General features: G+C 67.1%; 13 protein-coding genes. 11 read left to right on the top strand and 2 right to left on the bottom strand.

The window, feature by feature from the left end; all coding sequences use genetic code 11:
• The first annotated feature begins 68 nt into the window (after positions 1 to 68).
• Positions 69 to 377, top strand: a complete 309-nt coding sequence (locus tag QP413_RS02355) for a WhiB family transcriptional regulator (protein WP_012359725.1) — start codon at positions 69 to 71, stop codon at positions 375 to 377.
• Positions 378 to 501: 124 nt separating this feature from the next.
• On the opposite strand, the gene QP413_RS02350 is transcribed toward QP413_RS02355, so the two are convergent.
• A complete protein-coding gene (locus tag QP413_RS02350) occupies positions 502 to 966 on the bottom strand; it encodes a metallopeptidase family protein (protein ID WP_070758275.1) in 465 nt (154 codons plus the stop codon).
• A 79-nt stretch (positions 967 to 1,045) separates the two neighbouring features.
• Here QP413_RS02350 and QP413_RS02345 point away from each other — a divergent pair, with 79 nt between their 5' ends.
• The 3 genes from QP413_RS02345 (at position 1,046) to manA (ending at position 4,394) form a co-directional block, all read left to right on the top strand.
• A complete protein-coding gene (locus QP413_RS02345) occupies positions 1,046 to 1,528 on the top strand; it encodes a DUF3499 domain-containing protein (RefSeq protein WP_262369305.1) in 483 nt (160 codons plus the stop codon).
• A 76-nt stretch (positions 1,529 to 1,604) separates the two neighbouring features.
• Entirely contained in the window at positions 1,605 to 2,993 is a 1,389-nt protein-coding gene (locus QP413_RS02340; protein ID WP_284780405.1) for a phosphomannomutase/phosphoglucomutase, read from the top strand.
• A gap of 129 nt (positions 2,994 to 3,122) precedes the next feature.
• Complete coding sequence (manA, locus tag QP413_RS02335) at positions 3,123 to 4,394, top strand: mannose-6-phosphate isomerase, class I (RefSeq protein WP_148813292.1); 1,272 nt, start codon at positions 3,123 to 3,125, stop codon at positions 4,392 to 4,394.
• A gap of 95 nt (positions 4,395 to 4,489) precedes the next feature.
• Here manA and QP413_RS02330 read toward each other — a convergent pair whose 3' ends face one another.
• Complete coding sequence (locus QP413_RS02330; RefSeq protein WP_284780403.1) at positions 4,490 to 5,314, bottom strand: hypothetical protein; 825 nt, start codon at positions 5,312 to 5,314, stop codon at positions 4,490 to 4,492.
• A gap of 224 nt (positions 5,315 to 5,538) precedes the next feature.
• Here QP413_RS02330 and ahcY point away from each other — a divergent pair, with 224 nt between their 5' ends.
• From ahcY to raiA, 7 genes are all read left to right on the top strand, one after another.
• Positions 5,539 to 7,026 carry an adenosylhomocysteinase gene (ahcY, locus tag QP413_RS02325; protein ID WP_284780402.1) on the top strand — a complete coding sequence of 496 codons (1,488 nt, stop codon included), beginning with the start codon at positions 5,539 to 5,541 and terminating at the stop codon, positions 7,024 to 7,026.
• Positions 7,027 to 7,088: 62 nt separating this feature from the next.
• Positions 7,089 to 7,784: a dTMP kinase gene (locus QP413_RS02320; protein WP_284780401.1), complete on the top strand. Its 696-nt coding sequence runs from the start codon at positions 7,089 to 7,091 to the stop codon at positions 7,782 to 7,784.
• Between the two features lie 81 nt (positions 7,785 to 7,865).
• On the top strand, positions 7,866 to 8,546 hold the full coding sequence (gene mtrA / locus QP413_RS02315) for an MtrAB system response regulator MtrA (protein ID WP_284780400.1): 681 nt from the start codon (positions 7,866 to 7,868) through the stop codon (positions 8,544 to 8,546).
• Positions 8,547 to 8,549: 3 nt separating this feature from the next.
• Entirely contained in the window at positions 8,550 to 10,595 is a 2,046-nt protein-coding gene (gene mtrB / locus QP413_RS02310) for an MtrAB system histidine kinase MtrB (RefSeq protein ID WP_284780398.1), read from the top strand.
• Positions 10,592 to 12,322, top strand: a complete 1,731-nt coding sequence (gene lpqB, locus QP413_RS02305; RefSeq protein WP_284780396.1) for an MtrAB system accessory lipoprotein LpqB — start codon at positions 10,592 to 10,594, stop codon at positions 12,320 to 12,322. Before mtrB ends, lpqB begins: the two co-directional genes overlap by 4 nt.
• A gap of 112 nt (positions 12,323 to 12,434) precedes the next feature.
• Positions 12,435 to 13,145, top strand: coding sequence for a ComF family protein (locus QP413_RS02300; protein WP_284780395.1), 711 nt, complete (start codon positions 12,435 to 12,437; stop codon positions 13,143 to 13,145).
• A 136-nt stretch (positions 13,146 to 13,281) separates the two neighbouring features.
• Positions 13,282 to 13,959 (top strand): ribosome-associated translation inhibitor RaiA, encoded by a 678-nt coding sequence (gene raiA / locus QP413_RS02295; protein WP_012359737.1) that lies wholly within the window; start codon positions 13,282 to 13,284, stop codon positions 13,957 to 13,959.
• The last annotated feature ends 41 nt before the right edge of the window (positions 13,960 to 14,000 follow it).

Below are 14,000 nucleotides of genomic sequence, written 5' to 3'. Positions count from 1 at the left end.
GGAGAATTGCCGTGGATAAGCCAGCGAGCTCGGCCTATCCCACCCCGCCGCAGCAGGGGTCAGCGGCAATGGAAAGGGAGGCTCGAGTGGACACCGGTGCCCGCCAGCACAACCTCTTCGACCTTACGCAAGACTTCGACAAGCTCTTCGACGCCGTGGAGCAGGACTGGCAAGAGCAGGCGCTGTGCGCCCAGACGGACCCGGAGGCCTTCTTTCCGGAGAAGGGTGGCTCCACCCGCGAGGCTAAGCGGATCTGCATGGCCTGCGGGGTGCGCGATGAGTGCCTCGAGTACGCCCTCGCTAATGACGAGCGTTTCGGCATCTGGGGTGGCCTCTCCGAGCGCGAGCGGCGCAAGCTGAAGAAGCGCCTCGGCTAACAGTCCGGACGACACCCCGGCCGCTATGGCCGGACTGCACGAGTGACCTCACGCGCCCTGAACGGGACCGCGTGAGTTTTTCTTTTCCCTGGGGCTTTCCCCGGCGTTCCCGCGCAGTGGCCGACTAGCGATCCCAGTCGAAGCGCGGGTCGATGATCTCCGGGCCGACGTTCAAATAATGCGCGACCAACCGGGTCACGATATAGCGGAGCATGTCCGCCCGCTCCTCCTTGCTGCGCGCCCGCATCTCCACGGGGCGGCGAAACACGATCAGCCGGGGACGGGTGGGGGAGCCGCTGGAATCCACGCCCGCGGGGATCAGCCGACCCAGTGGCACCTTGCCGTCGGCGACAACATCCGAGGGCCACTGCGTGTAGCCGTGCTGCAGGCGCATGCGGGGGACCAGGTCCACCGCCAGATCCAGGGAGACGAGCTGATCGTCGAAGCGGTCGAGGATCCGCTCGTAGGCATCCAGCACCGCCTGATCGAAGTCCTCAGAGCGGGTCCGGTAGCGCGGCAGATCCGGCAGCAAAATGCCGCGCGGGCCGCGCCCCCGGGGGTCGTTCCTCACTCTGCGGATGTGACTCATGGATATTGAGCCTACGCGGTCGGCGGCCTCGCGCCCCGCGGCGCGCGGGCAGATGTGAAAGCTGGTGAATCTGGCTAAGATGTTCCGCGTGACTGTACACCGAAATTGCTCCCGCCCCGGCTGCCAGCGCCCGGCCGCGGCGACGTTGGAGTTTAATTACGCGGATCAGATCGCCATCATCGGACCGCTGCAGCCGGCCGGCAATCCCCACCGCTGGGATCTCTGCGAGGACCACGTGGAGCGCACGTCCGTCCCGCAGGGGTGGCGCCTCGTCCGCAAGACTGAGGACGCGACCCCGCCACCGGCGCTCGGCGGCACGAGCACCATCGGAGCCGCCGACGGCCACGCGGCGGACGACGGGGCTGATGAGGAGGAGCTCCTCGCCCTCGCCGAGGCGGTGCAGCAGGCCTACGAGGAGTCCGGCGAGCTGCCGAACGACCCGGGCCCGCGGCTGGTGCGCCGAGAGGAGATCCCGCTGCCCACCGGCCACCACCCGGCCCGCGGCAACCTGCCGAGCAGCCGCCCCCGCCGCCACCTGCGTGCGGTGCAGGAAAACGACTAGAATCTGACCCAGAACCAACGCCGACCCCGCCCGACCGTCCAGCCTGCGCTGGGCAGCATTGCAATCAGGAGAAAATATGGCACAGCAGTCCGCTCAGCGCGATATCGACGCCGTGAACGCCGTCATCAAGGCCTACGACGTCCGGGGCGTGGTCGGCGACCAGGAGGGTCAGATCAACGAGGGCTTCGTCCGCGACGTTGGGGCCTCCTTCGCCCGCCTCATGCGCGCAGAGGGAGCGAAGAGCGTAGTCGTTGGCCACGACATGCGCGATAGCTCCCCGGGCCTGGCCGCCGCTTTCATCGAGGGCGTGACCGCCCAGGGGTTGGACGCCGTGAACCTCGGACTGACCAGCACCGACGAGCTCTACTACGCGGCGGGCGTGGGGGAGTGCCCGGGCGCGATGTTCACCGCCTCCCACAACCCGGCCCAGTACAACGGCATCAAGCTCTGCCGTGCCGGTGCCAAGCCGGTCGGCCAGGGCACGGGTCTGGAGCGCATCGTGGAGGAGCTCGTCGCTGGCGTTCCCGCGTATGACGGCGAGCCGGGGACGTCCTCCGAGAAGGACGTTCTCGACGGCTACGCGGACTACCTGCTCTCCCTGGTCCCGATGGACATCCGTCCGCTGAAGGTTGCGGTGGACGCCGGTAACGGCATGGGTGGGCTGACCGTCCCTGCCGTGTTCGGCAAGCTGCCGGTGGAGCTGAAGGACCTCTACTTCGAGCTGGACGGCAACTTCCCGAACCACGAGGCCAACCCGCTGGAGCCGAAGAACCTGGTGGACCTGCAGAAGTTCACCGTGGACAACGGCTGCGACCTGGGTATCGCCTTCGATGGCGACGCCGACCGTTGCTTCATCGTCGACGAGAACGGGGACGCGGTCAGCCCGTCCACGGTCTGCGCGATGATCGCCGAGCGCTACCTGGGACAGAATCCGGGGGCGACGATCATCCACAATCTCATCACCTCGAAGTCCGTCCCGGAGATCGTCTCCGAGCTGGGTGGTATCCCGGTGCGCACCCGCGTGGGCCACTCCTTCATCAAGGCGAAGATGGCCGAGACGGGCGCGGTCTTCGGCGGCGAGCACTCCGCTCACTACTACTTCTCGGACTTCTTCAACGCGGACTCCGGCATGCTGGCCGCGCTGCACGTGCTCGCTACCCTCGGCGCGCAGGATAAGCCGCTCTCCGAGCTGAAGGGCAAGTACGAGCGCTACATCGCCTCCGGCGAGATCAACTCCGAGGTCGCGGATCAGGCTGCCAGTACCAAGGCGGTCGTGGCGGCCTTCGCGGATCGCACGGAGAACAGCGACGATATGGACGGCGTGACCGTCGAACTGACCGGCGGCGCATGGTTCAACGTGCGCGCGTCGAACACCGAGCCACTGCTGCGCCTGAACGCCGAGGCGGCGACCCAGGAAGAGGTGGACGCGATCGTCGAGGAGGCTCTGCGTCACATCCGCGGCTAGCTGCGGGAACTCCGCGGGCACGCCCCGCGGATTACCGCCGGCGGGCGGGTGAGAGGCTAGAATAGCCGGCTAGTTGAATGGCCGACCCCGCGGCGGTAAGCGGTCGACGAGCGTTGAAGGCTGAGGAAAGTGTATCTACTGAAGGGCAACATCCACTCTTTCGAGTGGGGCTCCACTGAACTCCTTGCGGGAGTCATGGGGCGCCCTTCGCCGACCCCGGAACGCGAGGCGGAAGCGTGGTTTGGCGCACACCCGGGCGGTCCCAGCGAAATTCTTGCGGGCCCGGCTGGTGCAGGATCGGGGCTGCCCCACGACCTGGCCGAGGCTATTAGCCAGGATCCGGCGGGCCAGCTGGGACCGGACCTGGCTGAGCTGCCCTTCCTGGTGAAGCTGCTGGCCGCCGATAAGGCGCTGAGCATCCAGGCGCACCCCTCCAAGGCGCAGGCCGAGGCCGGGTTCGCCGCGGAGAATGCCGCCGGGCTGCCCGCGGGCGATCCGACGCGTAATTACCAGGATAAGAACCATAAACCGGAGCTGCTCGTCGCGCTGACGGAGTTCCACGCGCTCGCTGGCTTCCGGCCAGTGGCGCAGACCGTGGAGCTGCTGCGCGAACTGGACGTGCCGGAGCTGGCCCCGCAGTGCGAGGCGCTCGCGGCCACCCTGCCGGGGACGGAAGGTAGTGCGGCTCGGGTCACCGAGTCGGCTGCCCTGCGCGAGGTGCTGGGCGAGTGGCTGAGCCTCTCGCCCGCCGATGCTGAGAAGCGCGTCGCCGCCCTGCTTCAGCGCTGCGAACCGCTATGTGGAGAACCGGGTGTCCTGGGGGAGGCAGCCCGCACGGTGGTGGAGCTGCAGCGTGATTACCCTTCCGACCCGGGCATCCTGGTCGCCCTGCTGCTCAATCGCGTGTCTCTGCGCCCCGGGGAGGCGGTGTTCCTTGCCGCAGGCCAGCTGCACGCCTATCTGAAGGGCATGGGCGTGGAGGTCATGGCGAACTCCAATAACGTGCTGCGCGGTGGCCTGACCGCCAAGCACATGGATGTCGCCGAGCTGCTTAATATTTTGGACGCCTCGCCGCTCGCCGAGCCGCGCTGCGAGGTTTTCGCTGACGGTGACCAGGCGACGGCTGAGTACCGCACCCCGGTGGCGGACTTCCGGGTGCGCACACTGCGACCAGGGGCCAGCATGGTGGTCGAGGAGCCAGCGGTGGTTCTGGCCGCTGGCGGTGAGTTGACGGTGACGTCAGCGACGCAGGAGCTGCCCGTCGCCTCCGGTTCCGCGGTGTGGGTGGGAGCCGCCGACGGCCGCGTGTCCGTTACTGCTCGCGGTGAGGGGACCCGGGAATCTGAGTTCGACGCCACCGCCTTTATCGTAACCGTGGGGGATGCCGCCGCGCTCGACTAGCCTCGCCGCGACGGTGTCATGTAGTCCCGTGGGCGAATTGCTCTGGCTACGGGGTATCGCTCGACACGCGCGGGGAAGGGGTCTGCCCCGGTGCTTTAGCGCCCTGGGCGGGGCTTCGGCTCGGGGGTTGGGGTCGCCTCAGGCTTCGGAAAGTCCTGCTTGCCTGCTTCCGCACCGCCCGTTTTGGTGCCCTTATCCGGCTTCGTGGATGGGGCGGGCGTGCCGCCCTGGCCGATGTCGCTCGAGCCTGTATTCGGTTGATCGGGCTGCTGACCCGGGTCGGCCTCGCCGGCGCCCGGTGTCGTGGTCGTGCCGTCCTGCACACCTGGCTTCCCTGGCTTTGGTGTCGTTGGATTGGACGGCTTCGGATCGCCCTTCGACGGTGGCTTCCCAGGAACCCCGGGCAGCTTGGTCGGCCACTCGGAGGGCAGGGGTGGGAGGTTCATGTCCGGCATTTGCGGCTGCTTCGGCAGCTTCTGCGGGGACGTGCCGCTGGGCTCTGCGTCCTCCACGATCGTCTGCTGTGGGGAGGGTGCCTGGTAGCCGCCCCGCCAGGTGTCCGGCGGCAGGAGCGGGTCGTTGCCCAGCGGGGCGAGGTTGCCGCCACGGGCGAGCGCGTCGATCTTCTCGGTCGGGTCCGCCGGGGTCCCGTTGCCATTCATGCCCTCGCCCTGCTCCGGCGCGGGGGAGGACGAGGATCGGGTGGCCTTCGAGCTGGTGTTCGTGGCGGTGGACCGGGAGGCCTGATCGCTGGCGAGCTCGCTCGTCGCCGAGGTGTTCGTCTCGTCCGGGCTGGCCGCGGTGTTGGACACTGCTGAATTCCAGGTCCAGACGGTGATGCCCACAGCGAGTGTCAAACCGGCAGCGGCGAAGCTGAGGATGCCCTTGGAGCCGGAGCGCGGCTCGTCCGTGTTAGTCACGGCACTGTCCTCCTTTGCCTGCTTGTGCTGCGCGTGATGATGCGGAGCGCCGATCGACACCATTTATAACGTTTTCATTACGCTATCTGATCTCGGCAGCTCACGCCACCCCCAACGCGAGATTATTTCCCACCTCACCCGTGCCCAGGGCGGCACCGTGTCGGGCGAGAGGGCTAGACTTGGGCGAGTTAAAGCATTCAGTAGCCCAAGGAGAGTATTCGAATATGGCAACCCTGACTCCAGACAGCATCGGAGACCTCGAATTCAAGATCCGCGACCTCAGTCTCGCTGAGTCCGGCCGCCACCAGATCCGCCTGGCGGAACACGAGATGCCGGGCCTGATGGAGTTGCGCCGCGAGTACGCCGACGAGCAGCCCCTGGCCGGCGCTCGCATCGCCGGTTCCATCCACATGACGGTCCAGACCGCCGTCCTCATCGAGACCCTCACCGCCCTGGGCGCGGAGGTTCGCTGGGCTTCCTGCAACATCTTCTCCACGCAGGACGAGGCCGCAGCGGCCATCGTCGTGGGTGACGGCACCCCGGAGCAGCCTGCGGGCGTGCCCGTCTTCGCCTGGAAGGGCGAGTCCCTGGCCGAGTACTGGTGGTGCCTCGAGCAGATCTTCACCTGGGGCACCGACGCCAACGGTGAGGCCGTTTACCCGAACATGATCCTGGACGACGGCGGCGACGCCACCATGGCCGTCATCAAGGGCAAGGAGTTCGAGCAGGCCGGCCTGGTGCCGGAGCCGGGCGAGGGCGACTCCGACGAATACGGCGAGTTCCTGGGCATGCTGAACCGCGTCTTCCAGCGCGATAACACCTTCTGGACCAATAACGCCGACCAGATTAAGGGTGTCACCGAGGAGACCACCACCGGCGTGCACCGCCTGTACCACTTCGCCGAGCAGGGCACCCTCCCGTTCCCGGCGATGAACGTCAACGACGCGGTCACCAAGTCCAAGTTCGATAACAAGTACGGCACCCGCCACAGCCTCCTGGACGGCATCAACCGCGCCACCGACATGCTCGTCGGCGGCAAGTCCGTCCTGGTCTGCGGTTACGGCGACGTCGGCAAGGGCTGCGCCGAGGCCTTCGCTGGCCAGGGCGCGCGCGTCGTCGTCACCGAGGCGGACCCAATCAACGCGCTGCAGGCGCTGATGGACGGCTTCCCGGTCGTCACCGTCGACGACGCCATCGGTGCGGCGGACATCGTCATCACCGCGACGGGCAACCTGGGCATCATCACCTTCGAGCAGATGCAGAAGATGAAGGACCACGCCGTCCTGGGCAACATCGGCCACTTCGACAACGAGATCGACATGGCCAGCCTCCTGCACCGCGACGACGTCACCCGCGTGAACATCAAACCGCAGGTCGACGAGTTCAGCTTCCCGAACGCCGAGGGCGAGCAGATCAGCATCATCGTCCTCTCCGAGGGGCGCCTGCTGAACCTGGGTAACGCCACCGGCCACCCGTCCTTCGTCATGTCCACCTCCTTCGCAGACCAGACCATCGCGCAGATCGAGCTGTTCAAGAACACCGAGCAGTACAGCAACGAGGTCTACCGCCTGCCGAAGATCCTGGACGAGAAGGTCGCCCGCATCCACGTCGAGGCGCTCGGCGGCAAGCTCACGAAGCTGACCAAGGAGCAGGCAGAGTACATCGGCGTGGACGTCGAGGGCCCGTACAAGCCGGAGCACTACCGCTACTAAAGGCACGTCCCCGCCCGGTGCTGGGCGGGCAACGGTAGGAAAGTAGAGACCGAGAAGAACCCATGATCATCGCTTTTGAGGGCATCGACGGTGCCGGGAAGAACACCCTGGTCACCGCGCTTGAAGCCGAGCTGCTGGCCCGGGAGCTGCCCGTCGCGCGGGTGAGCTTCCCCCGCTACGAGGACTCCGTGCACGCCCAGCTCGCGCAGCGGGCACTGACCGGGAAGATGGGGGACCTCATCGACTCGGTCCACGGCATGGCCACCCTCTTCGCGCTGGACCGCGCGGAGGTTGCCGAACAGCTCGAGGACCTGGATGCCGATGGCTACATCGTGCTGATGGACCGCTTCGTGGCCTCCAATGCGGCGTACTCGGCGGCCCGGTTGGCTGGCGAGGTGGCCGAGGGCGAGGAGCCCGTGGAGCCCGCCGAGCGCCCGGTGGTTGAGTGGGTTCGCAGCCTGGAGATCGATGACCTGGGCTCCCCGGTGCCGGATCTGCAGGTGCTGGTGGACGCCAGCGCGGAGGTTGCCGGTGAGCGGGCGAAGTCCCGTGAGCAGCAGGACGCCGCCCGCACCCGCGATGCCTATGAGTCCGACGGCGGGCTGCAGCAGCGCACCCTTGAGGCCTACCGCAGCCTGGCCGCCACCGAGTGGCTGGGCCCGTGGCAGGTCGTGGCCTCGGAGGCCGGGGGCGTGGCCGAGCGGGCCAGCCAGCTCGCCAACCGGATTGAGGCCGGGTACCGGGAGCTGGACTCCTAAACCCGACGGGCGTGTCTGCCCGGCATAGTACAAAGAACCAAAGACTTTAGATTCAAGAAAAGTGAAGGAAGCACTGCGCTCATGACAGCCAAGATTCTGGTGGTCGACGACGATCCGGCGATCTCGGAGATGCTCACCATCGTGCTGCAGAACGAAGGTTTCGACACGGTCGTGGTCGGCGACGGCAACGACGCCGTCACCGCAGCCCGGGAGCACGACCCCGACCTGATTCTGCTGGACGTCATGCTGCCCGGAATGAGCGGGATCGACGTCTGCCGCACGGTGCGCGAGTTCTCCACGGTGCCGATCGTGATGCTCACCGCCCGCACGGACACGGTGGACGTCGTGCTCGGCCTGGAGTCCGGCGCGGATGATTACATCACGAAGCCCTTCAAGCCGAAGGAGCTCATCGCCCGCGTGCGCGCCCGCCTGCGCCGTAGCCCGGAGGAGGACACTGAGCCCACCACGATTCGCTTGGGAGAGGTGGAGATCGACACGGCTGGCCACGAGGTCACTCGGGGCGGGGAGGTCATCAACCTGACCCCCATCGAGTTCGACCTGCTGACCACCCTGGCCTCCCGGCCGGGGCAGGTGTTCAGCCGCGAGGAGCTGCTGGAGAAGGTCTGGGGCTACCGCAAGTCCGGCGATACCCGCCTGGTGAACGTGCACGTCCAGCGCCTGCGCTCCAAGGTGGAACGCGACCCGGACGACCCGCAGGTGGTGCTGACCGTCCGCGGTATTGGCTACAAGTCGGGCGAGTAGCTTATGCCCAACCCCGTCCCGCCGAATGGCCCGGCCGAGCCCGATGCGCTGACTGATACCGAGTCGCGCCGCCCGGCCGGCTCGCCAGTGCGCGCTGACGGGGTTGGCTCGGCGCTGACCGCGGGCGTGGACCGCGTAGCGCAGCCGGGGGAGAGTGCCTCTCCGGCAGCGTCCGCTGGGGAGGGCGTGCCACGGGCAGAGGCCGCTGTGGCAGGGGCGTCCTCGGAGCTTGAGGTCGCGCCGGAGTCGGGTCCGGAGAGGCCCACGTGGCGCTCCGCGCTGCGTCATCCTGCCGCCACGGCGAAAAGCCTGTGGTACCGCCTGCTGTTCAAGTGGCGCACCTCGATCCAGGTGCGCGTGATTGGCTCAGTTTTCCTCTCCTCGGTGCTGGTCATTCTGGCGCTGGGCTTCGTTCTCATCAGCTTTTTGAACCAGCAGCTGCTGAATGCGAAGTACTCCTCGGCAACCGAGGAGATCCACCGGGCACGCGCCACCGTGGAGGAACAAATCGCCGCCACGGATACCTCGAACCCGCTTCCGGTGCGGCTTAGCGCAGCCAGAGCGGTGCTGGCGGACTCCGGCTCCACCGCGAAGGCCAATTCCGCGGTCTACGAGCCGGTGCTGATGGCGAGCTCTTCTGCTGGCGACGAGGTCCGGGTGCCGCAGGAAGCGGTGATCCCGACGAAGCTGCGCAACTTCGTGCAGCAGGGGCAGGTTTCCTACCAGTACACGACGATGACGGAGGGCACGCAGACCTTCAAGGCCCTGGTCATCGGCACGCCCGTGGCCAGCGATGTGTCTGGCATCGAGCTCTACTTGGTGATGCCGCTAGACGCGGAGGAAAACACCTTGAACCTGATGCGCGGTCTGCTGCTGGCGGGCGCGATCGTGCTGCTGGTTCTCCTGGTGGTCATCGCGTGGGTTTTCGCCCAGCAGCTGACCGTCCCGGTGCGTTCCGCATCCCGCATTGCGGAGCGCTTCGCGGCCGGTCACTTGCGCGAGCGCATGGTCGTGGATGGCCAAGACGAGGTCGCGCGCCTATCCATTTCTTTCAACGAGATGGCCGAGTCGCTGTCTGCGCAGATCCGCAACCTGGAGGAGTTTGGCTCCCTGCAGCGCCAGTTCACCTCGGATGTCTCCCACGAGCTGCGCACGCCGCTGACGACCGTGCGCATGGCCGCGGACCTCATCAAGGACAACGCGGAGAACCTCGACCCGTTGACCGCGCGTGCAGCGGAGCTGATGGACAAAGAGCTCGATCGTTTCGAGATGCTGTTGGGCGACCTGCTGGAAATCTCGCGCCACGACGCGGGCCAGGCGAACCTCTCGGCGGAGAAAATCGATATGCGCGGTGTCGTCCACTCCGCGTTGGCGCAGGTCCGCGGCCTTGCCGAGGACCTGGGCGTGGAGTTCCGACTTGACCTGCCGGAGGAGCCAGTCACCGCCGAGGTGGATTCTCGTCGAGTGGAGCGCATCCTGCGCAACCTGCTGGCCAACGCGGTGGACCACTCTGAGGGACACCCGGTGGAGGTGGCCTTGGCAGCCACGGAGCGCAATGTGGCGATCACCGTCACAGACCACGGGGTGGGATTGAACCCGGGCGAGGAAGAGATGGTGTTTAACCGCTTCTGGCGCTCGGATCCATCCCGCGAACGCCGCACGGGTGGCACGGGCCTGGGCCTGGCGATCGCCAGGGAAGATGCCAAGCTGCACGGCGGTGTGCTGGACGCCATTGGCGAGCCCGGGGTGGGCTCTTGCTTCCGTCTGACCGTGCCGCGTAAGGCGGGCTCAGCGGTAGGGACCTCGCCGCTGCCGCTGGTCGTGACAGCGGCGATCGAACACGACGCAGACGAGCCAGCGCACGAAGAGCCGCAGGAGGATGTGCGTCGGGCCGAGGAATCCGAAGACTCCGACACCCAGGCCACTGGGGCGAACGAGGCTCCTGCTCTCGGAACATCGGCGGATCAACCTGGTGAGCAGGCGACGGACCACGCGCCGGGGCTGATCAGCGGTGATGACGCCCAGCGACCGGAAGGGGAGGAATCGTGAGGAAGCTCAAACTGATCGGCACCGCGCTGGTGGCCAGCGGAACTCTCGTGGCCACTGGATGCACGACGTTGCCCGGGGATTCCGCCCCGGAGGTGATTAGTTCCTATTCGCCCGCCCCGGACGTGGAGGACGTCGTCGAGCCGAAGGACAACCAGCCCTCCGACCTGCTGTTGCGTGACTTCTTTGCGGCGAGTGCCCATCCGGTTAGCGATTACGCGGCGGCCCGGAAGTTCCTCACCGCCGAGCGGGCGGACCAGTGGCACCCGGAACGCAAGACGAAGGTGTTGGACCGTGTTTTCATCAACTCCGATGGCGCGATGCGCGACGGCAAGGTCACCTACCGGGTGCGCGGCAATGTGCTGGGCACGCTCTCCCCAGGGGGAGTGTTTACCCCGGAGTTCACGGGGTATGAAACAACCTACGAGATGGTGCAGGAGCGGGGCCAGTGGCGGATTTCCAACCTGCGAGATGCGGTGGTGCTGGACCGCGCGGACTTCTTCTCCGCCTATGAGGCCCGGGACCTGTACTTCGTTAACCCGCGTGGTTCGATGCTGGTGCCCGACCGGCGGTGGGTGTACACCCACCAGCAGTCCACTGGGGCCTCGCTGGTTTCGCTGCTGAACAATGGGCCGAACTCGTTGCTGGGCGATGCGGTGAACTCGCTGGTCCCACCAACGGCGACGGTGCGTACCCAGCGGACCGAGGATGGCGAGTTCGAGGTGGAGTTCACCGGCCTGACCGGGCTGAACCCCGAAGCTCGCCGGCTGCTGGGAGCCCAGGTCGTGTGGACGTTGGCGGGGGCGGACGTGCGCGGCCCGTACCGGCTGATTGCAGATGGCACCCTGCTCTCCGAGGAGATCGGGGAGACGTGGCGGGTCAACGACGTCTCTGAGTTTGACCCGCGTGCCAGCGCTGCGGCGACGCTGCGTGCGGTCTCCGGTGGCCAGGTGCGCGAGCTCAGCGAGTCCAACGTCGGCGCAGTGCCGATGGGCGGCTGGTTGGCGTCGAACTACATCGAGTCGCTAGCGGTCTCCTACCAGGAAAACATGTTTGCAGCGGTCGCGGGGATGGGCGACCGTCCGCGCCGCCTGCTGGTGGGCAAATCGGAGGGAGCACCACAGGAGGTGCTGGAAGCGAAGTCCCTGACCCGCCCGTCGTGGAGCGGGGACGCCCACGCCCTGTACACGGTGGCCGATGGACAGGACATCAAGCGCTTTGTGAACTCTGGGCGTACCGGAAACCTCGTGGAGGAGCCCGTGGACGCCGAATCGGTGGAACGCCTGGGGCCGGACGCCCGGATCAGCATGTTCCGGGTCTCCCGCGATGGCGTGCGCGCCGCCCTGCTGATCGACGGCAAGGTGTACGTCGCGGTGTTGCACGACCGCGAGCGCGGCGGGGTGCGCCTGGGTGAACTGGAGGAGATCGGCTACCAGCTGGGAGACACCGCTGTCTCCGTGGGCTGGCAGCACGATGGCACCCTGCTGGTTGGCACCCGAGCCAACGACGCCCCGGTGTGGCACCTGGCGGTGGATGGGTCGATGGCCCGGCAGGAGTCTGCGCGCAACATCGCGGCCCCGGTGGTGGCGGTGGCGTCCACGCCACAAGCGTTGTACGCCACGGATGGCCGGGCTCTGGTGATGCTGAACCGCGATGATTCTGACCCAAAGTACTGGCGCGAGGTGCCGGGGCTGGAGGGGCAACGCGCGATCCCGGTGGTTCCCCACTAGCGAGCTGCGATCGCGGGCGTCCCGCCCGAGAGCCTTTGGCAATAAAACCCAGAACTCTGAGGCGGCGCTGGGGTACAACAAGGGGGAGTACGGGGACTTGAGAGGGGGCTACATGTCTACTGGGGGCTGGGCCCAGGCCGCGGCGGACCTGCTGCTGCGTAACGACTGCATGTGCTGCGGGCGGCTCGCAGCGGCTGCGGGGAAGCTCGCCGGCTCGGCGTTGTGCGCGGACTGCGCCCTCGAGCTCACAGTGGCCCCGCAGCGGATCGATCCGCAGGTGCTGAGCGTTCCGGTGTTCGCCTGCGGTCCCTACGGCGGGGCACACCGGGCGATCGTGCTCGCGGCCAAGGACCACATGCGGGCACCCGCCGCGAAGGTGATCGGCCGGGTGTGGGCCGGTGCGGTGGAATACCTCGCGGCAGGGGGAGAGCTGCCGCACCCAGGGCTGCGTCCCGTCGCCGTTGTCCCAGCACCCACGCGCCGGGCTGCGGCGAAGGCCCGGGGCGGGGATATCGTCACGGCGGCCGCCCGGGAGTTGGCGCGCACGCAGCCGGGGATACAGGTGGTGGCAATCGCCGAGCTGGACGACCACGCCCCGGACGCGGTGGGCTTGAGCAGGCTGCAGCGGCGGGCCTCCCTGGCGGAGAACCTGCGGCTGCACCGAGGTGACGTCCGAAAACTGGCGGAATTCAACCGTGCGGGAGGGGAGGTACTGATCCTGGATGACGTCTGCACGACCGGGGCGACGATCGCCCAGCTGACGCTGGCGCTGGCGGCCCGAGGCGTGCGCGTCCGGGCGGCGCTGACGGTCTGCCACGCATAGCGAAAAAGCTCCACCAGGGGTTTGAAAGTACGCTGCAGCCGGGGTGGCGGATCGGTATAGTTGCGGGTGAAGCATTCGTTACCAGCCAGCGGTAATTCCGTCGCTGGTCTGAAGCGAAAGAACCAGGAGGGTGAGCATGTCGACCGACAACAAGAAGGCTGATTTCCAGGCTGAGGAGCAGGCTGTGCCGAACGCTCAGGTTGAGATCACCGGTCGCAATGTCACGGTGCCAGAGCACTTCGCGGAGCGCGTCAACACGAAGTTGGCCAAGATCGAGCGCCTGGACCCGACCCTGACGTACTTCCACGTGGAGCTCAAGCACGAGAACAACCCACGCCGCGCGGATGAGTCCGATCGCATCCAGATCACCGCGTCCGGCAAGGGCCACATCGCCCGCGCCGAGGCGAAGGAGGACTCCTTCTACGCCGCGCTCGAGGTCGCACTGGCCCGCATGGAGCGCTCCCTGCGCAAGGTGAAGGTACGCCGCAAGACCCCGAAGTCCGGCCACCGCGCGCCGGTCGGCATGGGCGAGGCAACCGCCGCCCTGGTCGAGGAGGCAAAGCCGCACCAGGAGGAGAAGCCGGGCAAGTACGACGTCGACCCGTACGAGGATCAGTTCCAGCCGGGTCAGGTCGTGCGCTCCAAGACCCACTCCGCGAAGCCGATGAGCGTCGACGAGGCACTCAGCGAAATGGAGCTGGTGGGCCACGACTTCTACCTCTTCGTTAACGAGGAGAACTCGCAGCCTTCCGTGGTGTACCGCCGCCACGCTTTCGACTACGGCCTCATCACGCTGAAGCCGGAAAATAACTAGCGGATAACTCCTGAACTCGGGGTGGCCACGAAGCCTAGAGC

The sequence above is a fragment of the Corynebacterium sp. UMB4614 genome, assembly GCF_030217065.1.
Taxonomy (GTDB): domain Bacteria; phylum Actinomycetota; class Actinomycetes; order Mycobacteriales; family Mycobacteriaceae; genus Corynebacterium.
This window is presented reverse-complemented; position numbering and strand designations above follow the sequence as displayed.